The organism is Terracoccus luteus (assembly GCF_003635045.1).
Classification (GTDB): domain Bacteria; phylum Actinomycetota; class Actinomycetes; order Actinomycetales; family Dermatophilaceae; genus Terracoccus; species Terracoccus luteus.
The window spans coordinates 2,741,591-2,760,933 of record NZ_RBXT01000001.1 but is presented as its reverse complement, the minus strand read 5'-3'; the positions used below and the strand labels follow the sequence as shown (position 1 = coordinate 2,760,933).

22 protein-coding genes are annotated in these 19,343 nt (G+C 73.7%); 6 read left to right on the top strand and 16 right to left on the bottom strand.

The window, feature by feature from the left end:
• The first annotated feature begins 83 nt into the window (after positions 1 to 83).
• From DFJ68_RS12535 to DFJ68_RS12520, 4 genes are read left to right on the top strand one after another with little or no spacing between them, the layout of a single operon-like run.
• The gene (locus tag DFJ68_RS12535) at positions 84 to 839 is read left to right on the top strand and encodes a DeoR/GlpR family DNA-binding transcription regulator (RefSeq protein WP_245963627.1); all 756 of its coding nucleotides are present in this window, start codon (positions 84 to 86) and stop codon (positions 837 to 839) included.
• Positions 836 to 2,173 (top strand): 6-phospho-beta-glucosidase, encoded by a 1,338-nt coding sequence (locus DFJ68_RS12530; protein WP_121033673.1) that lies wholly within the window; start codon positions 836 to 838, stop codon positions 2,171 to 2,173. The genes DFJ68_RS12535 and DFJ68_RS12530 overlap by 4 nt, the downstream gene beginning before the upstream one ends.
• Before the next feature lie 60 nt (positions 2,174 to 2,233).
• Positions 2,234 to 2,638 (top strand): VOC family protein, encoded by a 405-nt coding sequence (locus tag DFJ68_RS12525; protein ID WP_121033671.1) that lies wholly within the window; start codon positions 2,234 to 2,236, stop codon positions 2,636 to 2,638.
• Positions 2,635 to 2,934, top strand: coding sequence for a winged helix-turn-helix transcriptional regulator (locus DFJ68_RS12520; RefSeq protein ID WP_121033669.1), 300 nt, complete (start codon positions 2,635 to 2,637; stop codon positions 2,932 to 2,934). The genes DFJ68_RS12525 and DFJ68_RS12520 overlap by 4 nt, the downstream gene beginning before the upstream one ends.
• 120 nt (positions 2,935 to 3,054) lie before the next feature.
• Here the strand turns inward: DFJ68_RS12520 and DFJ68_RS12515 are convergent, their stop codons facing one another.
• Both DFJ68_RS12515 and DFJ68_RS12510 read right to left on the bottom strand, forming a co-directional pair.
• Positions 3,055 to 3,312, bottom strand: coding sequence for a Txe/YoeB family addiction module toxin (locus DFJ68_RS12515; protein WP_121033667.1), 258 nt, complete (start codon positions 3,310 to 3,312; stop codon positions 3,055 to 3,057).
• Between the two features lies 1 nt (position 3,313).
• The gene (locus tag DFJ68_RS12510; RefSeq protein ID WP_121033665.1) at positions 3,314 to 3,571 is read right to left on the bottom strand and encodes a type II toxin-antitoxin system Phd/YefM family antitoxin; all 258 of its coding nucleotides are present in this window, start codon (positions 3,569 to 3,571) and stop codon (positions 3,314 to 3,316) included.
• A 106-nt stretch (positions 3,572 to 3,677) separates the two neighbouring features.
• On the opposite strand from DFJ68_RS12510, the gene DFJ68_RS12505 reads away from it, so the two are divergent.
• On the top strand, positions 3,678 to 4,337 hold the full coding sequence (locus DFJ68_RS12505) for an FMN-binding negative transcriptional regulator (RefSeq protein WP_121033663.1): 660 nt from the start codon (positions 3,678 to 3,680) through the stop codon (positions 4,335 to 4,337).
• A 160-nt stretch (positions 4,338 to 4,497) separates the two neighbouring features.
• On the opposite strand, the gene DFJ68_RS12500 is transcribed toward DFJ68_RS12505, so the two are convergent.
• Both DFJ68_RS12500 and DFJ68_RS12495 read right to left on the bottom strand, forming a co-directional pair.
• Positions 4,498 to 5,178, bottom strand: a complete 681-nt coding sequence (locus DFJ68_RS12500) for a DUF899 family protein (protein WP_121033660.1) — start codon at positions 5,176 to 5,178, stop codon at positions 4,498 to 4,500.
• A gap of 37 nt (positions 5,179 to 5,215) precedes the next feature.
• On the bottom strand, positions 5,216 to 5,653 hold the full coding sequence (locus tag DFJ68_RS12495; protein WP_121033658.1) for an MOSC domain-containing protein: 438 nt from the start codon (positions 5,651 to 5,653) through the stop codon (positions 5,216 to 5,218).
• Between the two features lie 50 nt (positions 5,654 to 5,703).
• On the opposite strand from DFJ68_RS12495, the gene DFJ68_RS12490 reads away from it, so the two are divergent.
• A complete protein-coding gene (locus tag DFJ68_RS12490; protein ID WP_147431579.1) occupies positions 5,704 to 6,174 on the top strand; it encodes a hypothetical protein in 471 nt (156 codons plus the stop codon).
• 3 nt (positions 6,175 to 6,177) lie between these two features.
• On the opposite strand, the gene soxR is transcribed toward DFJ68_RS12490, so the two are convergent.
• The 12 genes from soxR to DFJ68_RS12435 are packed head-to-tail and all read right to left on the bottom strand — an operon-like array spanning position 6,178 to position 19,336.
• On the bottom strand, positions 6,178 to 6,612 hold the full coding sequence (gene soxR, locus DFJ68_RS12485; protein ID WP_121033654.1) for a redox-sensitive transcriptional activator SoxR: 435 nt from the start codon (positions 6,610 to 6,612) through the stop codon (positions 6,178 to 6,180).
• A gap of 1 nt (position 6,613) precedes the next feature.
• Positions 6,614 to 7,180 (bottom strand): AAA family ATPase, encoded by a 567-nt coding sequence (locus DFJ68_RS12480; protein WP_121033652.1) that lies wholly within the window; start codon positions 7,178 to 7,180, stop codon positions 6,614 to 6,616.
• A 42-nt stretch (positions 7,181 to 7,222) separates the two neighbouring features.
• Positions 7,223 to 8,275: an FHA domain-containing protein gene (locus DFJ68_RS12475; protein WP_121033650.1), complete on the bottom strand. Its 1,053-nt coding sequence runs from the start codon at positions 8,273 to 8,275 to the stop codon at positions 7,223 to 7,225.
• Entirely contained in the window at positions 8,272 to 9,600 is a 1,329-nt protein-coding gene (locus tag DFJ68_RS12470; protein ID WP_121033648.1) for a VWA domain-containing protein, read from the bottom strand. The genes DFJ68_RS12475 and DFJ68_RS12470 overlap by 4 nt, the downstream gene beginning before the upstream one ends.
• The gene (locus DFJ68_RS12465) at positions 9,593 to 11,026 is read right to left on the bottom strand and encodes a PP2C family protein-serine/threonine phosphatase (protein WP_245963626.1); all 1,434 of its coding nucleotides are present in this window, start codon (positions 11,024 to 11,026) and stop codon (positions 9,593 to 9,595) included. Before DFJ68_RS12465 ends, DFJ68_RS12470 begins: the two co-directional genes overlap by 8 nt.
• Positions 11,023 to 13,587, bottom strand: coding sequence for a serine/threonine-protein kinase (locus DFJ68_RS12460; protein ID WP_245963625.1), 2,565 nt, complete (start codon positions 13,585 to 13,587; stop codon positions 11,023 to 11,025). Before DFJ68_RS12460 ends, DFJ68_RS12465 begins: the two co-directional genes overlap by 4 nt.
• Entirely contained in the window at positions 13,587 to 14,813 is a 1,227-nt protein-coding gene (locus tag DFJ68_RS12455; protein WP_245963624.1) for a hypothetical protein, read from the bottom strand. The genes DFJ68_RS12460 and DFJ68_RS12455 overlap by 1 nt, the downstream gene beginning before the upstream one ends.
• Complete coding sequence (locus tag DFJ68_RS12450; protein WP_121033646.1) at positions 14,810 to 15,814, bottom strand: glutamate ABC transporter substrate-binding protein; 1,005 nt, start codon at positions 15,812 to 15,814, stop codon at positions 14,810 to 14,812. The genes DFJ68_RS12455 and DFJ68_RS12450 overlap by 4 nt, the downstream gene beginning before the upstream one ends.
• Positions 15,811 to 17,172 carry a hypothetical protein gene (locus DFJ68_RS12445; RefSeq protein ID WP_121033644.1) on the bottom strand — a complete coding sequence of 454 codons (1,362 nt, stop codon included), beginning with the start codon at positions 17,170 to 17,172 and terminating at the stop codon, positions 15,811 to 15,813. The genes DFJ68_RS12450 and DFJ68_RS12445 overlap by 4 nt, the downstream gene beginning before the upstream one ends.
• On the bottom strand, positions 17,169 to 18,056 hold the full coding sequence (locus DFJ68_RS18765) for an AAA family ATPase (protein WP_245963623.1): 888 nt from the start codon (positions 18,054 to 18,056) through the stop codon (positions 17,169 to 17,171). Before DFJ68_RS18765 ends, DFJ68_RS12445 begins: the two co-directional genes overlap by 4 nt.
• Before the next feature lie 60 nt (positions 18,057 to 18,116).
• Positions 18,117 to 18,725, bottom strand: a complete 609-nt coding sequence (locus tag DFJ68_RS18760) for a hypothetical protein (RefSeq protein ID WP_245963622.1) — start codon at positions 18,723 to 18,725, stop codon at positions 18,117 to 18,119.
• Positions 18,726 to 18,784: 59 nt separating this feature from the next.
• Positions 18,785 to 19,336 (bottom strand): hypothetical protein, encoded by a 552-nt coding sequence (locus DFJ68_RS12435; RefSeq protein WP_121035341.1) that lies wholly within the window; start codon positions 19,334 to 19,336, stop codon positions 18,785 to 18,787.
• Positions 19,337 to 19,343 lie beyond the last annotated feature (7 nt).

Genomic DNA, 19,343 nt, shown 5'->3' with positions numbered 1-19,343 from the left:
GCCGCTGGTTGACAAGCATCTCTGCGCATTTGTTGCGCGATCCTGCGCAGACGTGCGCGCGTATGACTGTTATGTTGCTCGATGTGCGCCAGCATCGACACCTCGAGATCGTGCAGCGCCTCCGGGTGCACGGCGTCTCGTCGGTCGACGACCTCGCCCGCTCGTTCGGGGTCAGCGCCTCGACCATACGGCGTGACCTGCAGCTGCTCGACGCCACGGGTCAGCTCGTCCGCGTCAACGGCGGCGCGGTGTCGCCGGAGGACGCCGACGTCGGGCGGCCTTTCGCCGCAGTGGCGGTCGACCACGTCGAGAGCAAGCGGGCCGTCGCCGCCAGGGCCGCCGGCCTCGTCGACGACGGGTGCACCGTGCTGCTCGACATCGGCACGAGCACGCAGCTGCTCGCTCAGCAGCTGCGCGGCCGGCCCGTCACGGTGCTCACCGCGAGCCTCGCGGTGCTCGACGCCCTGCGCGACGACCCGGTCGTCGAGCTCGTCCTGCTCGGCGGCTTCGTCCGCCGGCCGTACCACTCCATGGTCGGCGTGCTCACCGAGGACGCCCTGCGCCAGGTGCACGCCGACCTCGCCTTCGTCGGCGCGAGCGGGGTGCGGGCCGACGGTGCCGTGCTCGACACGACGCTCGTCGAGGTCCCGGTCAAGCGGGCCCTGCTGGGGGCGGCCGACCGGGTGGTGCTGCTCGCCGACGAGCACAAGTTCCCGGGCACCGGCACCCTGCGCGTGTGCGGCGCGGACGCGCTCTCGACCGTCGTGACCAACCCGGGTGCCGACGCCCAGACCCTGGCCGTCCTGGCCGAGAACGACGTGGAGGTGCTGACCGCATGAAGCTGGCCATCCTCGGGGGCGGCGGCTTCCGCGTCCCCCTCGTGTACGAGGCGATCCTGCGCGACACCGACCCTGGTCGGGTCACCCACGTCTCGCTGTACGACCCCGACGCGGCGCGCCTCGAGGCCATCGGTCACGTGCTGCAGGGGATGGCGGCCGACCACGACGAGCCTGCCGCGGTCGAGCTGACGGGCGAGCTCGACGTCGCGCTCACCGACGCCGACTTCGTCTTCTCGGCGATCCGGGTCGGCGGTCTCGAGGGTCGCACCGCCGACGAGCGGGTGGCGCTCGACCTCGGCCTGCTCGGCCAGGAGACGACGGGACCGGGCGGGGTGGCCTACGGGCTGCGCACCGTGCCCGTGGCCACGCACGTCGCCGAGCGGGTGGCGGCCGTGTGCCCCCGGGCGTGGGTCATCAACTTCACCAACCCGGCCGGCATGGTGACCGAGGCGATGCAGCGGGTGCTCGGCGAGCGGGTCGTCGGCATCTGCGACTCGCCGCTGGGGCTCGGGCGCCGCGCCGCGCGCACCCTCGGCCACGACCCGGCATCCGTGCGCTTCGACTACGCGGGCCTCAACCACCTCGGCTGGCTGCGCGGTCTCGACCTCGACGGGCGTGACGTGCTGCCCGACCTGCTCGCCGACCGTGAGCTGCTGACGAGCTTCGAGGAGGGGCGCCTCTTCGGCGCCGACTGGCTGCAGTCGATCGGGGCGATCCCCAACGAGTACCTGTACTACTACTACTTCACGCGGGACGCGGTCGCGGCGATCAAGGGCGACTCCGGGACGCGGGGCGAGTACCTGCTCGAACAGCAGACGGCGTTCTACGACGCGGTGGCCCGGGACCCGGGTTCGGCTGTGGCGCAATGGCGCCGCACCCGCGAGGAGCGGGACGCCAGCTACATGAAGGAATCCCGCGCCGAGGACGAGGAGCGTGACGCCGCCGACGTGGAGGGCGGCGGCTACGAGGGTGTGGCGCTCGACATCATGGCCGCGATCCGGCACGACCGGCGCACGCGCATGATCCTCAACGTGCGCAACGGGTCGACCCTGCCCGGCCTGCCCGCCGAGGCCGTCGTCGAGGTCGTGTGCGAGGTCGACGCGAACGGCCCGCGGCCGGTCGGCGGGGTGTCGCTTCCCGGCGCCGAGCTCGGGCTCGTGCAGCAGGTCAAGGCCGTCGAGCAGCTCGTCATCGAGGCGTCCCTGACCCGGTCGAGGCGAGCGGCGGTCACGGCCTTCGCGCTGCACCCGCTGGTCGACTCGGTGACGACCGCGCGCGTGCTCTTCGACGGCTACCGCGACCGCATCCCGACCCTGGCCCGAGTCTTCGAGTAGGGCCTGCGCAGCAGCAAAGACCCCTTGACGGATCACTTGCATTTTGCAAGTGTGCCCGCCATGAGCCTTTTCATCACCTGCCCCGTCGAGAGCGTCGAACGGGCGACGGCCTTCTACACGGACCTCGGCTGGACCCTCAACGCCGAGATGTCAGACCACAACGTGTCCTGTTTCGCGATCGCTCCGGAGCAGTACGTCATGCTCGGCAGCCGTGAGATGTACGCGAGCGTCGGCGGCGTCGAGCAGCTCGTCGGCGATGCCGACACCCCCTCGAAGGTCACGGTCTCGTTCGACCTGGGCAGCCGCGAGGCGGTCGATGCCCTCGTCGAGCGTGCCGGGGCCGCCGGCGGCCGCGTCGGCGACACCGACGAATACCCCTTCATGTACCAGCGCCAGTTCGACGACCTCGACGGCTACCACTACTCGCCGTTCTGGATGAAGCCGGATGGCGACCCCACCGCGTGAGCGACCTCGGCGCCGCTCTCGACGTCGTCGGGCCCCGGTGGGCTCTGCTCATCGTGGAGCGACTGCTCGACGGGCCGCAGCGGTACGGGGACCTGCAGCGCGAGCTCGGGGTGCCGACGAACATGCTCGCCACCCGGCTGCGCGAGCTCGAGGCTGCCGGGGTGCTGCACCGACTGCCCCTGCGGCACAACACCCGTGCCTACGCGCTGACCGACCGGGGGAGCGCTCTGTGGGAGGCGATCGAGGCCCTCGGTCGCTGGGGAGCGGCACATGCCGAGACCCCGCCAGCCCCCTGACATCACACGTCCGGGCTGGTCTGCTCGTCTGGACCACCTCAAGAGCTGAGCGAGCACGGACGAAGAGTCGCCACGACTTCGGGCCGGTGACTCCGTGTCGCGGCCCATGCGCGGGTTCAGCTACCCGTAGTGGTACCGGCAGGCGGCGATGCGTACCTCACCGCTGGTGACCTTGTAGACGAGGCGATGCTCGTCGGTGATTCGTCGGGACCAGTAGCCGGCGAAGTCGTGCTTCAGTGCCTCGGGTTTGCCGATGCCCTCGTTACCGTTGCGTTGGATGTCGACCAGAAGTGCGTTGATGCGCTTGAGTACTTTGCGGTCCTGCGCCTGCCACCACAGATAGTCGTCCCACGCGTTCTCGTCCCAGACGAGCAGCACGTCACTCGGTCTCGATGAGCTCGTGGGCGTCGCCTTGGCCGGCCTCGAGGCGCTCCATCGCATCGAGGAGGCGTCGGGCGTTGGCCGGAGAGCGCATCAGGTAGGCGGTCTCGCGCAGGGACTCATAGTCGTCCAGGGAGACGATGACGACCGGCTCGTGCCCTGCGCGGGTGATGACGACCTCTTCGCGATCGTTGGCGACAGCGTCGAGCACCTCGGCGTAGCGGGCACGGGACTCTGTGTAGCTCATCGTCTTCATGGTTGCCTCCTGTACAGAAAAGCGTACGCCACGGTCAGGTGGGACGCAAAGGGCGAGGCCCGAACACGGACTCATCGTTCTGACGATCGGCTCGTACGATCCTCGGGTGTACTCACCACCCTTCAACGTCGTCGACGACGAGGATGCCGTCCGGGCCATGGTCGCTGCCTACCGTTCGGCCTGGCTGGTCACGGCCGGACCGGACCAGGTGCCGCGCGCGACGCTGCTCCCCGTCCTCTGGCACGACGACACGGTGGTCGCGCACATGGCGCGGGCCAACGCGCACTGGCGCGGCATCACCGACGGGATGCCAGGGCTCCTCATCGCCTCCGGCCCGGAGGCGTACGTGTCGCCGTCGTGGTACGCGAGCAAGGCCGAGCACGGACGCGTCGTCCCGACGTGGAACTACAGCGCCGTGCACCTGAGCGGCACCGTCCGGGTGCATGACGACCCGGAGTGGGTGCGCCACGCGGTGACCACCCTCACCGAGACGCACGAGGCGGGCCGCGAGCAGCCCTGGACGGTGGACGACGCGCCGGAGCCGTTCGTCGCCGCGCAGCTGAGGGGCATCGTCGGCATCGAGCTCACCGTCACGGGCGTCGAGGGGAAGGCGAAGCTGAGCCAGAACCGGTCGGCCGCCGACCGGGCGGGCGTGGTCGACGGGCTGCAGTCCGACGTCCTCCTCCCCGTGCAGAAGGCCGGAGCGGATGCCGTGGCCGGTGCGATGGCCTCCGATCTGCCGACGCCGCAGCCCCGTCAGCCGTAGGTCGGGCCCGGGGTCAGGCTGCGGGCGGTCGTTCGGACGACCATTTCTCTGTGCGACCCGGCTCGCCCCCGCCTGCGGGCACGGGCGCCGCCGGTCACCCTGCGACCAACGGTCGTCCGAGCAGCCCACTCACCCCGGGCGTCCTCGGCCGCGGCCCAGGTCAGCCGTAGGTGGGGTACTGCGGCCAGCCCTCGGGGCTGTCCTCCCAGTCCTGCTGACGGCCGTAGCAGGTGCGGTCCATGATGTGCGCCGTCGGCAGGATCGCCTCGGTGCCTCGCGCGGTCGTCATGTACGTCAGGTACGGCACGCCGTCGCGCAGCAGGTAGTACGAGTAGCCGGGCAGCTGCCCCTCCTGACCCGTGTCGTCGGTCTGCGTCCACCCCCAGTCGTGGTGGTAGGTCGTGTCGAACGACGACACCCACGTGTGGTCCCAGCCGTGGGCGACCCGCCAGGCCTCGAGCTTGTCGACGGGTGCCTGCGAGACCATCGCGAACGCGATGCCCTCGTCGTCGAGGCGCCCCATGTTCGCAGGGAGGTTGTCGACGGCCCAGGTACAGCTGGGGCACCCGCTCTCCCAGCCGGGCCCGAACATGACGTTCTGCACGAGCAGGAGGTAGTGCCTGCCGAAGAGGTCGACGAGGCTGACCGGCCCGTCCGTGCCGGCGAACACGTAGTTCTCGACCTCCACCATGGGCAGCCGTCGCCGCGCGGCCGACACCCGGTCGCCGTGGCGGGTCACCTCCTTCTCGAGGTCGACCTGCCGGGCGAGGGCGGCGTCGAAGGCCGCGCGGTCGACCGGGTCGGGGGCGGCCGTGGGCTGTCGCAGCTTCGGAGCGCTCATCCACCGACGGTAGCGGGGGCGGATGCCGGGTGGTGGGCTACGACGGCAGGGTGACCCCGTCGCCCACCGAGATCGTGCCGGAGGTGAGCAGACGGAACACGGTGCCGCCCCGGGCGTGCAGGGCCCGCGCCGCACCCGGCCCCAGCTCGTCGTCGAGCAGCCGGCAGGGCGCCGCGATGCGCACCACCTCGAGCTCGACCTCGCCGATGCTGACGCGCTCGCCGGGGCGGGTGGGCAGCTCGCCGCCGGTGACGGTGAGGTTGCGCCGCGTGAGGCCTGGGTCGACGGGGCGGCCGAGGTCGGCGGCGGCCGCCTCGAGCGCCTCGGTGGTCTGGATCGTGACGTGGCGGTGACGGCTGCCGTGGTACCGGTCACCGACGAGGCCGGCCCCCGCCTCGGCCTCGACCGTCTCGACCGAGCGGGTCGGCAGCCGACGGCCCTTGGCCACGTGGATGGAGACGACGGTCGCGGTCACCCCGTCACGGTACGTGAGGCCTGCGGGGCACCTGTGTCAGGATGCCGGGCATGGTGCGGTCGCGCGGAGCGAGCAGGTACGAGCTCGGCCCGCCGCGCCGACGACGGCACCCCTTCCGCACGGCGCAGCTCAACCTCGTCGGCTGGTCCGCTCTCGTGGGTGCCTGCCTCGTGGCCGGTGCGCTCGGCGCTGTCGTCGTCGCCGCCCTCGGGATGCCGTGGGGCTGGGGCGCGCTGCTGGCGCTCGTCCCCGTCGTGGTGGTCACCGTGCTCGACCGCCGCCGGTGGGGCAGCACGTCGACGAGCCACGACTGGGGCGCCAGCCGCGACGAGGTCGAGGCGGTCGCCCTCGAGCTGCAGTCGATGGGTGTCGACGCGCAGGTGCTCAGCGGTACCGCCGCGAGCGACGGTGCCGACCAGGGCGAGACCCAGCACTGGGCCTCGCTCGAATGGCTCGAGCGCGACAGCCGCGCCGTCGACGCGGTGCTGGAACGACACGGCATCCGACGCCCGCGGTTCTAGACCTCACGGGTCGAGCAGCACTGCGCCCCGGCCCTTTTCGGCGAGGACGTCGTCAGGGTTGTGCAGCACGCACCTCGCCAAGCTGAGACAGCCGCAGCCGATGCACGAGTCGAGCTGGTCGCGCAGCCGCTCGAGCCGCACGATCTGGTCGTCGAGCCGCCCTCGCCACGACCGCGACAGCCGGGCCCAGTCGCGGGCAGTAGGCGTGCGCCCCGCGGGCAGCGTGTCGAGGGCGGCGGCGACCTCGTCGAGCGAGAGCCCGACCCGCTGGGCGGCGCGCACGAACGAGACCCGTCGGATCGTGGCGCGGTCGTACCGGCGCTGGTTGCCGCCGGTACGCTCGCTGTGGATGAGGCCGAGCTGCTCCCAGTAGCGCAGCGCCGAGGCGGCGACGCCGGTGCGGTGGGCGACCTCACCGATCGTCAGCGTGGGCGGCACGTCAGGCCACCCTCGCCTCGGCGAGACGCCGCACCACCTCGTCGACCGTCTCGTCCGGAGTCTGCTGCGAGCTGTCGAGCCACAGCCCGATGCGCGGCGTCTTCGTGCGCACCATGTGGTCGAAGTCGCGCACCGACCACAGGTCGCCGTAGCCGACCTTCGTGCGCTCCGACTCGCGCTGCATGACGACGGCGACGTCGGGCGCCAGCATGACGAGGCTGACCGGGCGCGACCGCACCTGGTCGAGGAACGGGGCGAGCGTCTCGCCGACGAAGAGGTCCTGCACGACCACGGTGAAGCCGGCCTCGACATAGCTGTCGGCGGTGCGCGCCGCGATGGTGTGGCGCAGGGCCAGCTGGCGCTCGGCCTCGTCGTCACCCTGCGGCGACATCTCGACCCGCCCGCTCACGACGAACCGCCGGAAGACGTCTCCGCGCAGGTGCACGGCGCGCGAGAACCGCTCGGCGAGCAGCTGCGACACCGTCGACTTGCCGGCCGCCATGACGCCGGTGACGACGACCACCTGCGGCACGTCGACCTCGGGCGGCAGCGGCGAGGGCGCGGTCACACGACCACCCTAGGGGCGTCGGCGCCGCGCCGTCGCCGTACCTCAGCCGTAGGCCTCGACCTCGTCGGGGGTCGCGCGCCGCACGACGACCCGGGTCCACGCACCGACGTAGAGGCGGTCGTCGTCGTCGAGCTCGGTGCGGGGGCCGACGGCGACCGGCGCCGCGGGCAGCGGGCCCGACGCCGGGCCGACGAACGTGCCGTTCGAGCTGCCGAGGTCCTCGACGAACCAGCGGCTGCCGTCGGTCGTCAGCTGCGCGTGACGGCGGCTGACGCCCGGGTCGGACGACAGGTCGATCTCGGGCCGTGTGTTGCGGCTCGTCGACATCCGCCCGAGCAGCACGCTGCGGTGGCGCAGCGGCATGATCGTCGGCAGCCCGGGCGACGGGCACGGGTCGTCGGCCTCCTGCGTCTGGTACCAGTCGGGGTCGACCCACACCTCCGCCAGCCACTCGAAGCCCGTCGTGCCCGTGGTCGTGCCCGTGCCGGTCGGGGCGGATGCCGGTGAGCCGGCCCCCGCGGTCGCCGCGGTGCCGCCGTCGCCGGGGCCGCGAGGACCAGGGGCGTCGGACGGGTCGGTGGTGTCAGTCGGGTCGGTGGTGTCGGCCGGGTCCGCCGGGTCGGCGGGAGAGGCCGGACCAGGGACCCCGGCGGCGCCGGACGGGTCGTCGGTGACGGCGGCCGGCGACCCGGCATCCGTGCCGTCGGTGCCGTCAGTGGGGGACACGACACCGTCACCACCGTCACCACCGTCGGAGGCCCCCGCCACGGCGGGGTCACCACCGGTGGGCTCGGAGCCGCGCGGCATGGCCCCGGTGGTGAAGTCGTAGCCGCACGCCTCGCAGAACAGGGCGCCCGGGGAGTTCTCGGTGTGGCAGTTGGGGCAGGCGAGCGTCTCGGGGGCGCTCGCCGGCGCCGCCTGGCCCCCTCCGCCGGCGGACGGCGCGGACGGGGGCGGGTCGAGGTCGAGCGAGGACCGGCCGCCCCCGACGCCACCACCGGCGGCCGGCTGGGCGGCGGCGTCGATCGGCGAGCCGCACGTGTCGCAGTAGTCCTCGGCGTCGGACGTGTGCCCGTTGGGGCAGACCGCGCTCACCGGCGCACCCGGCTCGTCTTCGTCGAGGCCGTGTCGAGCGACATCTCGTCCATCTTCGAGGCCCCCTTCTTCAGGCGCACGGTGCCGGTGTCCTCGTCGTCGATCTCGACGACCTTGCGCAGCCGCGTCGTCATCTCCGCGTTGCCGGTCTGCGCGGCCAGCTGCACGGCGCGGCCGAGCTTCGACGTGGCGATGTCGTCCTGCCCGGCCGACTTGGCGGCGAGGCCCTCCTGGATGGTCTTGGCCAGCTCGGTCTGGCCCGTGTAGGCCGCGACGGCCGGGTCGATGCGCGTGGTGAGCGCGTCGTCGTTGCTCCACTTCGCCTTGACGAGCGCCTGGGCGACCGCGTCAGGCCCGAGCGCCATCTGCACGCGGGCCGCCAGCTGCTCCTGGCCCAGCGTGCGGGCGGGGAGTCGTACGGCGACGTGGTAGTCGCGGCTCTCGTCCGACCACGCCCCGGTCGGGAAGGAGCGCGTCAGCGGGTTGAACTGCGTGCCGCGGGAGGTGAGGTCCTCGAGGGTCGGGGAGACCTGGCGCACGAAGAGCAGCTCGGCGCCCTGCGGGGTCCACACGCGCAGCTCGGCGTTGGCCACGCCGCGGGCCATCGAGGCGCGCATCATGGCCTGGAACTCGGCCGCCATCTCCTCCGGCGCGGGGATGAGGTCGACGCTGCCGAGCAGCGCCGAGGCGATGCCGCGGACCTCCTCGACCCGCCACTGGTCGCCGACGCCACGGCAGTCGCACTGGAAGACGCCGACGCACGACTGCACGGCGGCCTGCAGCGACGCGGGCGTCTCGCCCTCGTTGACGCCGTCGGTGAGCAGGATCGCGTGCCGCTTCGTCACGTGCGGCACCGTCTCGAAGATCTGGCGGGCGAGCGAGAGCCACGTTCCCATCGCCGTGCCGCCGTTGGCGCGCAATCCCTCGACGGCGCGCACCGCCTCCGCGCGCGTCTGCGACGACATGGCGACGAGGGCGCCCTGGTGGCTGTAGGGGTAGACGATCTGCGCCGTGCCATTGCCCGAGACCACGGCGAACAGCGTGCCGTCGACGATCTCGTGCAGCGCGGCCTTGGCTGCCTCGCCGGCGGCGGCGACCCCGCGACGACCCATCGACCCGGAGGTGTCGATGAGGATGACCTCGGCCGACGACCCGGGCGCGGCGGCGGACGGTGACGTGCCGTAGCCACCCGCGCCGGCCGGGCCGGCAGCGCCGGCCGCGGCCCCCGAGGCGCCGCTCGAGGTGATGCGCACGATGGCGTGCAGGTCGGTGCCGCCGTCGGGCAGGAACTCGTTCTGGAACACCTCAGCGGTGAAGTCAGCCATGGGTCGGGTCCTCTTCCCGGGCGGCCGTCGCGGCCGCCCCACTCGTCGCCGCCGTGGTGGCGGCCGTGCTCTGCGGTCCTGCGCTCGCGTCGGTCGCGACCCCCGGGCCGGGTGCGTCCCTCGTACCCGCGCCCGCCGGGTCGGTCGTGCCCGTCACGGTGCGGGCGACCGGGGTGGTCGGGGCGGTGGAGTCGCTCCCGCCGTCCAGCCCGGGCGCGCTCTCGGTCGTCACGTCGGTCGCCCCCGCGGTCGGGAGCGCCGGTGCCGATCCTCGCCCGGCCAGCCGGGCGAGGGCAACCGTGATGTTGTCGCGCCCGCCCTGCTCGTTGGCGAAGTCGACGAGGGCGCCGGCCAGCTCGGTGGGGTCGGTCGTCGCCCCGGCGCGGGCCCGCGCGCGGACCAGCTCTCTCAGCTCACCGGCATCCGAGCAGTAGTTCCACAGGCCGTCGCTGCAGACCATGAGCCAGCCCTCGCCCCCGGGCAGGGTGGTCAGGTGCGGCGTGAGGTCGTCGGGCGAGTCACGGCCGAGCCATCGCGTGATCGAGTGCGCCTGCGGGCCGTTCTCGGCCTCCTCGCGGGGGACCCCGGCGGCCATCTGCTCCTGCGCGAAGGAGTCGTCGGTGCCGAGCTGGCGGGCGGGCTCCTCGTCGCGGTCGGGCAGCCAGTAGACGCGGCTGTCGCCGAGCGTGCCCGAGACGACCGCGCCGTTCTCGACCACGGCGGCGGCGAAGGTGCACGACGGCGGGTTGGGCACGTCGTCGTCGACGGTGGCGGCCACGGCCTCGTTGGCACGCTCGACCGCCTCGGTGAACGCCCGGGCGGCGCCGGCCGCCCACGCGTCGGGGGTGCCCACCCCCTGCGGGAAGGGGCGGTCGAGCACGGCCTTGGCCGCCTGGGCCGCGGCGAGCGAGGCGAGGTGCGAGTCGGTGGCCATCGAGACGCCGTCGCAGACGACGAGCACGGCACGCGACCCGGGGGCCTCGCCGGCGCCGACGGCGATGGCGTCCTCGTTGCGGCTGTGGCGACGGCCGATGTCGCTCACACCGCCCACCCACGTGGCCGCGGGCACGACGACGTGGTTGCGCGGGTCGGGCGGCGGGGTGCCGCAGTGGTCGCAGTAGCCGTCGACGATGTGCCCGATGCCGCACGCGGTGCACAGGGCGTCGGCCGGCGCGGGCCCGGACTGCGGGACGACGGGGCCGGTCCACCCGACGTCGAGCGGCGACTCCTCACCGGCCGGGGCGGTCTGCGCCGGGGCGGATGCCGGGTGGCCGGCCCCCGCGGAGATGTCGGCCCCGCACTCCTCGCAGAAGCTGGCGCCGGGGTCGTTGACGGCGCCGCAGACGGCGCAGGCCTCCCCCTCGGCGGGCGCGGCGACTGGCGCCACGCTCACGGGCTCGCCGGGCTGGGTGGGGGTCTCGGTCACCAGATGCTCCAGGGTCGGACGGTGTTGGCCTCGTCGACGAGGGCGACGCGCTCGCCGAGGTCGGGGGTGCGCCGGGCCAGCTCGCGCAGGGCCGACTCGAGCCCGAGGCGCAGGTTGGTCGGGGTGCCCGCGTGCTCGCCGATGCGGACGTCGGCCTTGTTGCCGCTCGTCTCGACGCCCGCGAGCGCCTCGCGGTAGATCTGCGCCGTCAGCTCGGCCTTGCGGCGGGCGGTGAGCGAGGTGTCGTCGAGGGTGCGCAGCGCCTCGGCGAGGTCGGGCAGGCCGCGGTTGGCGGTCGTCAGCAGCTCGGCGAGCCCGGCCCGGGCGGTGCGGTACGCGCTCGACTGCGGCGGCACGAGGCGGTAGGCCGAGACGGCGCCGTCGATGTCGCCGCGCGTGCCCCTGACCCGGGCGAGGCCGAAGGCCGCCATCGGCACGTACGTCGCGTCGGTGCGGGCGCAGGCGGTGTAGAGGTTCTCGGCGACGGTGTCGTCGCCGGCCTTCTCGCACGAGTGGGCGAGGGCGAGCTTGGGGGCCAGCTCGCCCGGCACCTGGCCGTAGACGGCGTTGAAGGCCGCCTGCGCGCCACGGGCGTCACCACGCTCGAGGGCCGCGAGGCCCTGGATCCAGACCGCCCGCCACTCCCACGGGTCGGCGGCGAGCAGGGCCGTCGTCGTCTTGTCGGTGACGTCGCGCTTGCCCGCCTCGAGGGCGGTGCGGGCCATCTCGAGCAGCACCTCGGTCGACTTGGCCGGGGCCCGGTCGAGGGTGGCGAGGCGCTCGCCGGGGGTGCCGGCGACGGTCTGGAGCCAGCCGGTCTGCGGGTCGTGCGGGTCGCGGCGCAGGTTGGGCAGGGTGCGCCAGTCGTCGGGCTCGGTGCCGGTCGTCGGTGACTCGAAGAGCAGCGAGCTCACCGTCGAGGTGGCTGCGCCCGAGCCGCGGTCGATGGCGACGACCTCGCGCAGCACGCCGACCATCTGCGACCGCAGCTCGTCGGCGGAGACGAAGCGGTCGTCGCGGTTGGGGGCGCAGGCCTTGGCCACGAGCCGGTAGAAGGAGTCGTAGCGCTGGAACACCGGGCTGGAGTCCTGCGCCGGGATCGTGTTCAGGTACGTCGACTGGTAGCCGCGGAACTCCATCGTCAGCACGACGAGCGTGCGCCCGATCGTGTAGATGTCGGAGGCGACCGAGACGCCCAGCTCGGCCACCTCGGGCGCCTGGTAGCCGACCGTGCCGAAGATGGCGGAGTCGTCGTCGTCGGCCCGCCGCACGCCGCCGAGGTCGATGAGCTTGACCTCGTCACCGACCTGGATGATGTTGTCGGGCTTGAAGTCGCAGTAGACGAGCCCGAGGTCGTGCAGGTACTGGAACGACGGCAGGATCTCGAGCAGGTAGGCGAGCGCCTGGTCGACGGGCAGCGGGTCGTAGCGGCCTGTCGTCTGCATGCGCTGCTTGAGGATCGACTTGAGCGACGTGCCGCCGACGTACTCCATGACGATGTAGCCGGCGTCGTCGTGGGTGACGAAGTTGTAGATCTCGACGATGCTCGGGTGGCTGACCTGGGCGAGGAAGCGCTGCTCGGCGATGGCCGCGGCGAGGGCGTCGGGGTCGGCCGAGTTGAGCAGGCCCTTGAGCACCACCCAGCGGTCGGACACGTTCTTGTCGCGGGCGAGGTAGATCCAGCCCAGACCGCCGTGGGCGAGACAGCCGGCCACCTCGTACTGCCCGGCGACGAGGTCACCCTGCCTGAGCTTGGGCTCGAACGAGAACGGCTGGCGGCAGTTGGCGCAGAAGCCGCTCGTGCGCCCCGGCTTGCCGTCGCGGCCACGACCCACGGGCTCGCCGCACTTGGGGCAGAACCGCTTGCCCTCGGGCACCGAGGGGTTGGTGAGCAGGGCCCGCTCGGCGTCGATCTGGGGGGCCGGCCGCACGGTCGTGATGCCGCCGCCGAGGCGCGCCGAGCGCAGCCGCTGCGACCCGCCGGTTCGCCGGGTGGCGATGCTGCCCGACTCGCGGGCGCGCTTGGACCCGAGGGCAGCCGAGGCGAGGTTGCTCGACGCGGCCGACCGGGTCGACAGCTCGGGGCCGACCCCCGCCACGCCGGCCACCGCGGCCGTCGCGGTGCTGTCGGGGCCGTCGCCCGACCCCGCGGTGACGGGGACGCCCGCCCGCTGGTCGGCCGGGGTGCCGCAGACGTTGCAGTAGCCCGCCTCGATGGTGCCCGTGCAGCCGGGCTGACGGCAGCGTCCGCCCTCGGGGATCGCGTTGGGGTCGAAGACGACGGGCGCCGGGACCCCGGGCGGGGGTGTGACAGGTGGACCGACAGGGGGTCCGACAGGGGGCACGGTCGGCAGGGACGCGGCCGACGAGCCGGTGGTGCCGGATGCCGGTGGGCCGGCCTGCGTGCCCGCGCTCGCAGCGGCGGGGGAAGCGGTAGGGGCGGGCGCCGAGCCGGCGGCCATGCCGCAGACGTCGCAGTAGCCGTCGCTGATGGTGCCGGTGCAGCCGGGCTGGGTGCACCGGGCCCCGGTGCCGGTCGTGGTGCTGGTCGGGCTGGTCATCAGCGGCCCCCTCGTGAGGTGCTCGCGCCTCGGGTGATGGCGTCGACGTACGTCTGGTGGGCGGCGAGCAGGGCCCGGGTGCGGTGCACGGGCAGCGGTCGCTCGGACGTCGCGGCGCTGATGCGCGCGCGCAGCTCGGTGAGGTCGTCGCGGCCCTCCTCGGGCACCGACGTCGCGCCGGCCATGGCGGTGAGGGCGCCGGCGAGGCCGGCCACCTCGTCGCGCTCGGCGAGGGCGGCGGCGTACGTCTCGTGGGCGAGGTCGAGCGCCCGTGACACCCGGTCGAGACGGGTGCGGAAGGCGTCGAGGTCGGCCCGGCCCCGGGGGACCGGTCCGAGGGCGTGCACGTTGGGCACGGCGAGGTGCGGCGCCGGGGTCACGGCGTCGAGGCACGCCTTCTCGAGGGCGCGGATGGCGGCCGCCCGGGCGTCGAGCTCGTCGACGCGTCGCAGCGTCTGGGTGCGGTCGCGGGCGGCGTTGGCGCGCTCGGCCGAGGCGACGATGAGGTCGCGCTCGAGGGTCGCCACCTCGATCTCGAGCGGGGCGATGATGCCGCCGACCTCGGCGCCGCGGCGGGCCCGGTCGACGAGGTCCGTGAGCCGGCGGTCGAGCCGCGCGAGCTGCTGGGCGGCCGCGTCGCGCTCCGATCCTGCTGGCACGAGGGGAAGCTGGTCGCGCACCCGCTCGATCCCGTTGCGGGTCAGTGTGATCCGCTGCGACGACTCGGCTGCCCCCGGGGCGAGTGACGCCCGTGCCTGCAGGGTGCGGGTGAGCGAGTCGAGCAGGCGGCAGGCCTCGGGCAGGCTGACGGCCAGAGACCCGCTCGAGGGCAGGGACAGGTTGCCCGAGCTGTTCGAGTCGAGGCGGCCGTGGATGAGCGTCGACAGGCGCTCCGCCTCTTTCGGCCCGACCCGCCCTCCGTCGAAGGTGGTCTCGAGCAGCACGAGCCGGTCGTCGACCGCCTTCCAGAACGACAGGGCCACGGTGAGGTCGGTCGTGATCGCCGCCTGGTCGGCCGGCGGGAGGGTCAGCACGACGGCATCCACCTCGGCGAGGTCGGCCCGTCGCTGGGTCACCCACTGACGCAGGGCGTTGAGGTAGGTCTGCGCGGCACCGGCCTGCACCGGGACGCCGAGTGAGCCGGGCGCCGCGGGGGCCGTGAGTCCGGCGGCGCCACTCGTCGCGCCCGGACCGGCGCCGTCGGAGGTCTGCGGGAACGGCGTCATGAGCGCCCGTACCGGGGGGTGGGCGGAGCCGGGGCCTGGCCGAGCGTGTCGGCCAGCCACGTGTCGTAGCTCTTCTTCCACCGCCCGCTCGACTCGTACTCCGCGATGGCGCGGTTGAGGTAGCGGGCGAGATAGACGTCGTCCTTGTTGACGCCCAGGCCGTACGGCTCGGTCGTCACCAGCTTGGCCTTGCTCACGACGGTGTACGGGTCCTGGGCCGCGAGCCCGGCCAGCACGGTGTCGTCGCCGGTGATCGCGTCGGCCTCGCCCTGCTGGAAGCGCACGAGGCAGCCGGTGTGGTTGGGGGCGTCGACCGGCTTGAGGTCGTACCGCTCGGCCTGCTGGCGCAGCAGCGCGAGCGACGAGGTGCCCGTCGGGGCGCAGACCCGCAGCCCCTTCACCGTCGCGAAGGTGGCGTTCTCGGCGTCCTTGAGGTCGCTCGAGACGAGCAGGGTCTGACCCGAGCGGTAGTACTCCGCCGAGAAGGCGATGTCGTCCCACCGGTCGCACGTCATCGAGAAGTTGCGGGCCACCATGTCGATGCGGCCGGACTGCAGCAGCGGCAGCCGATCGGCCGCGGAGATGACGACGAGCTGCACCTTGCCGGGGTCACCGAAGAGGCGCTCCGCGACGTAGCGCGCGAGGTCGATGTCGAACCCCTCGATGGCGCCGGTCTTCGGGTTGGTGGACCCGAAAAGGTAGGTGTCGGCCGAGACCCCGACCCGGATGCGTCCGGCGTCGAGGATCTTGCGCAGGCCGGCGTCGCGGATCGAGTCGGCGGCGGGGAGGCTCGGCAGCGGGTCGTACGACTGGGTGGCGGTGCTGCAGCTCGCGGCCGGGCTGTTGCCCTGCGCCTGGGTCGCCGTGGGCCGCGGGGTCGGCACCGCGGTGGGGGTGTAGCCCCCTGACGAGCAGGCGGCGAGGGCGGCGGTGGTCAGGGCCGCCCCGGCGGTGACGAGGCCGGCCCGGGCCCGGCGGACGGCGCGCGGTCGTCGTGTCATCGGTACTCCTGCAGTCGCTGGGCGAACCCTCGAAGCACGAGCCAGGCGGCCGCGAGGGCGGCGGCACCGAGGGCGAGGGCGATCCACGGCGCCCTCCCACCGATGCCGTCGAGCGAGGCGGCCACCTCGCGGGAGGCGTCCTCACGCAGGTTGCTGGCCGTCGTGTCGAAAGTGGTGAAGGTGGCCGTCGCGGAGCCCGAGCCCGTCGACGTGGCGAGCCCGACGGCCTGCTCCCAGTCGCCGGAGTCGTCGGCCGCGCGGATCTCACCGTGCTTGGTCGTGTACGCCGACCACTGCTCACCCAGGGACTGACGCGTCTGCCTGGGCGTCACGTCGTTGATGGCGTCGCTGACCTCCCGCACGTCGGCCGTGAACGCCTTCTCGCTGTCACCGCTCTGCCCGCGGGCGACGAGGCCGAGGCCCTCCTGGGCCCGGGCGTCGTAGGCGGCGGTGCGCACGTCGGCGAGGGCCTTGACCTGGGTGTAGCTGCCCCGGTCGACCGCCTGGGCGTCGCGGCTGATGTTGCCGACCGTGACCGCGGCGGCGACGAGGCCGACGAGCAGCAGCGCCACCGCCCCGGTGAGCGAGCGGTTGAGGTAGCGGTGGGTGCGGCGGGCCAGCCAGACCGCCACGTAGACGAGCACGGCGAGCGCGAGGGCGCCCAGCACGAGGAGCACGACCGAGGACGAGTGCGAGAACTCGTCGCGCGACCGCTTCTCGTTGGCCGTGACGACCGCCTCGACGGTGGGGATCGCCTCGGCGCGCAGGCCGGCGCTCGCCTGCCTGAGGTACTGCGCCCCGACGGGCAGCAGCTGGCGGTTGTTCGTGCGGGCCTGCTCGACGAGGGCCGCGTACTGCTGCACCTGCGCCGACAGTGCGCCGAGGGCCTCGGCGTCGGCGGGCTGGGCCGCGGCGGCCTCGCTGATCCCTCGGGCGACGGCGCTCATGGCCGCCTCGTACTGGGCCCTCGACTGCGGCGACTCGAGGCCGCCGACGAGGAAGGCGTTGGTCGCGAGGGCGTCGGCGCGCAGCAGCTCGACGTGCATCGTCTGCGCCCGCACCACCTGGGCGGTGTTCGTGGCGGCCCGGTCGACGGCCGCCTGGGCGCCGAGCAGCGCGCTGACGCTGACCGCGCCGACGACGAGGGCCGCGACGACGGCGACGAGGCCGAGCACCCGCATGCGCCCCGGGGTGCCGTGCAGCAGGCGCGTCACGACCGACCGGGCGTCGGGGATGCCGGACAGGCTGCCCGCGATGGTGGCCGGGCCGGTGCCGGGCCCCCCACGCCCTCCGGAGGGCGCGGGGGAACGCTGTCCGGCCGGGACGGACACGGGGATGTTGGTCGTCGGTGCACTCATGCGGAGCCCTCGTCGTCGTGGGGGTGCTCGTCCGAGCGTGCCTCATCGTCGGCGCCGACCCCATCAGGGTCGTCCCTGAGCGTGTCCGGAGCCGACCCCGGGACGGGCGCCGTCGGCTCGGTCTCGGGGATCTCGACGAGGTCGCCGGCCTCGAGGCGACGCAGCTGCTCGACCGTCGGCGCCTTCTCGTCGCGCAGCCGCCAGGCGTGGCGCCCGACGGCCGCCTCGAAGAGGTTGCGCGAGAAGCGGCCGTTGCCGAAGGCGGGGCCGCGCGGGGTCGCCTGCAGCATGGCCCGCACGCGCTGCTCCGCCTCGTCCGACAGCTCGTAGTCGGAGCCCGACGCGATCGAGGTGAGGATGGCCATCAGCTCGTCGTCGTCGTAGTCGTCGAACTCGATCGTCGTCGTGAAGCGGCTCGCGAGCCCCGGGTTCTGGGCGATGAACCGCGCCATCGGGTCGGGGTAGCCGGCCACGATGACGACGAGGTCGTGCCGGTGGTCCTCCATCTCCTTGACGAGGGTGTTGACCGCCTCCTGGGCGTACTGGTCGCCGGCCAGCGAGTAGGCCTCGTCGATGAAGAGCACCCCGCCGACGGCCTTCGCGCACACCTCGGCCGTCTTGATGGCGGTCTGCCCGACGTAGCCGGCGACGAGCTCGCTGCGGTCGACCTCGACGAGCTGACCGGTCGGCAGCAGCCCGAGCGCCTTGTAGATGCCGCCGACGAGCCGGGCGACGGTCGTCTTGCCGGTGCCGGGGTTGCCGACGAAGACGAGGTGGCGGCTCATCCGCGGGGCCTTGAGGCCGGCCTCGGTGCGCAGCTTCTCGACCGTGAGCAGGGCCACCTGGCGGTGGATCTCCTTCTTCACGGCGTCGAGACCGATCATGTCGTCGAGCTCGGCCAGCAGCTCCTCGACGGTCTTCTCGGGCTCCGCCGGCGCCTCGGGCTAGGCCGTCGCGCCCGGCTCGGCCGTCTGCGTGGCCGCGGGAGCGCCCGCCGCACCGGTGGCCGGTGACCCGGCCCCGTCAGCACCCGCGCGGATGCCGCCGAGCGGGCTCCCCGGCATCCCCCCGGTGAGCGTGGGGGTCGGGAAGGCGTGGGGCGGCAGGGCGGGGACGGCGGGCGGCGCGGTCGCGGGGCGGGCGGCGGCGAGGTAGGCGGCCGAGGTGGCCGAGGCGTTGGCGATGACCCAGATGGGTGCGGTGCCGAGCATGACGGCGGCGGAGGCGACCTCGGTGAGGGCCTGCGCGTAGTCGGCGGCGCGGGGGCTCCCCGACTCCACGAGCGTGGCGAGCAGGTCGGTCGGGGCGGCGCGCCAGCGACGGCCGCGGGAGGCCGCGTCGAAGAAGGCCTCGTTGGCGGCGCCGAGGTCGGTCGTGCCCGGCCTCGCGACGGCGGCCCACGACACGGCGGCTCCGGGCACCGACTCGGCGAGTGCGGCCGCGACGCGCAGGCCCTCGTCGCGGGCGACGGCCGGGTCGAGGCCGGCCTCGCCGGCGACGTCGGCCAGCCCGCCCAGCGCCTCGTCGAGGTGGGTGTCGGCGTCAGTGCTCATGTCTGCTCACAGCTGCTCTCCCGGCTGGTCGTCACGGCTCATGTCGGTGGCGGGTGCTCTCAGGTCGGCGGGGCGAGGGGGTCGACGGACGGACGCACGGGGGCGCCGTCCGGATCCACGGACCGCGACGGCGGTGTCGGGTCGGGGGCGTCGAGACCGAGCGAGCCACCGGAGGCCGGGTGGCCGAACTTCTGCTCGAGGAAGGCGCCGTGCACGATGATCGCCTCGGCGTCGGCCCGGTTGACGGCGTCGTAGACCTTGTCCATCGTCGAGCCGAGCAGGTCGAGCTGGTCGACGAGCAGCATGACCGAGCTCTTGCCGGCTGCGATCGGCCGCGTGTTGGCCCAGTCGCGGGGCAGCCGCAGGTAGTTGCCGATGGCGACGGGCAGGTAGTCGGTCACCGTCGCCATGACGCTGAAACCCTGGGCGCTGCCGAGGCCGAGGTTCGACAGCCGCGGCAGGCACTGGCGCACGACCCGGGTGACGCGCAGCAGCCGCGAGAGCACGACGCCGGGCACCTTGCCGTCGCGGGCGAGCTGCTCGATGCCGTCGAGCGCCGTCAGCAGCTGCTCGGTCGTGGGCGGGCCGGGCGTGGGGGCAGGCTCGGGCACCTCGGGC

Bases quoted from the DNA above. Each gene is read 5' to 3' on its own strand.
- DFJ68_RS12530 (WP_121033673.1), top strand. From the start codon at position 836: ATGAAGCTGGCCATCCTCGGGGGCGGCGGCTTCCGCGTCCCCCTCGTG.
- DFJ68_RS12525 (WP_121033671.1), top strand. From the start codon at position 2,234: ATGAGCCTTTTCATCACCTGCCCCGTCGAGAGCGTCGAACGGGCGACG.
- DFJ68_RS12510 (WP_121033665.1), bottom strand. From the start codon at position 3,571: ATGAAGACGATGAGCTACACAGAGTCCCGTGCCCGCTACGCCGAGGTG.
- DFJ68_RS12500 (WP_121033660.1), bottom strand. From the start codon at position 5,178: ATGAGCGCTCCGAAGCTGCGACAGCCCACGGCCGCCCCCGACCCGGTC.
- DFJ68_RS12490 (WP_147431579.1), top strand. From the start codon at position 5,704: ATGGTGCGGTCGCGCGGAGCGAGCAGGTACGAGCTCGGCCCGCCGCGC.
- DFJ68_RS12470 (WP_121033648.1), bottom strand. From the start codon at position 9,600: ATGGCTGACTTCACCGCTGAGGTGTTCCAGAACGAGTTCCTGCCCGAC.
- DFJ68_RS12460 (WP_245963625.1), bottom strand. From the start codon at position 13,587: ATGACCAGCCCGACCAGCACCACGACCGGCACCGGGGCCCGGTGCACC.
- DFJ68_RS12455 (WP_245963624.1), bottom strand. From the start codon at position 14,813: ATGACGCCGTTCCCGCAGACCTCCGACGGCGCCGGTCCGGGCGCGACG.
- DFJ68_RS12450 (WP_121033646.1), bottom strand. From the start codon at position 15,814: ATGACACGACGACCGCGCGCCGTCCGCCGGGCCCGGGCCGGCCTCGTC.
- DFJ68_RS12445 (WP_121033644.1), bottom strand. From the start codon at position 17,172: ATGAGTGCACCGACGACCAACATCCCCGTGTCCGTCCCGGCCGGACAG.
- DFJ68_RS18765 (WP_245963623.1), bottom strand. From the start codon at position 18,056: ATGATCGGTCTCGACGCCGTGAAGAAGGAGATCCACCGCCAGGTGGCC.
- DFJ68_RS18760 (WP_245963622.1), bottom strand. From the start codon at position 18,725: ATGAGCACTGACGCCGACACCCACCTCGACGAGGCGCTGGGCGGGCTG.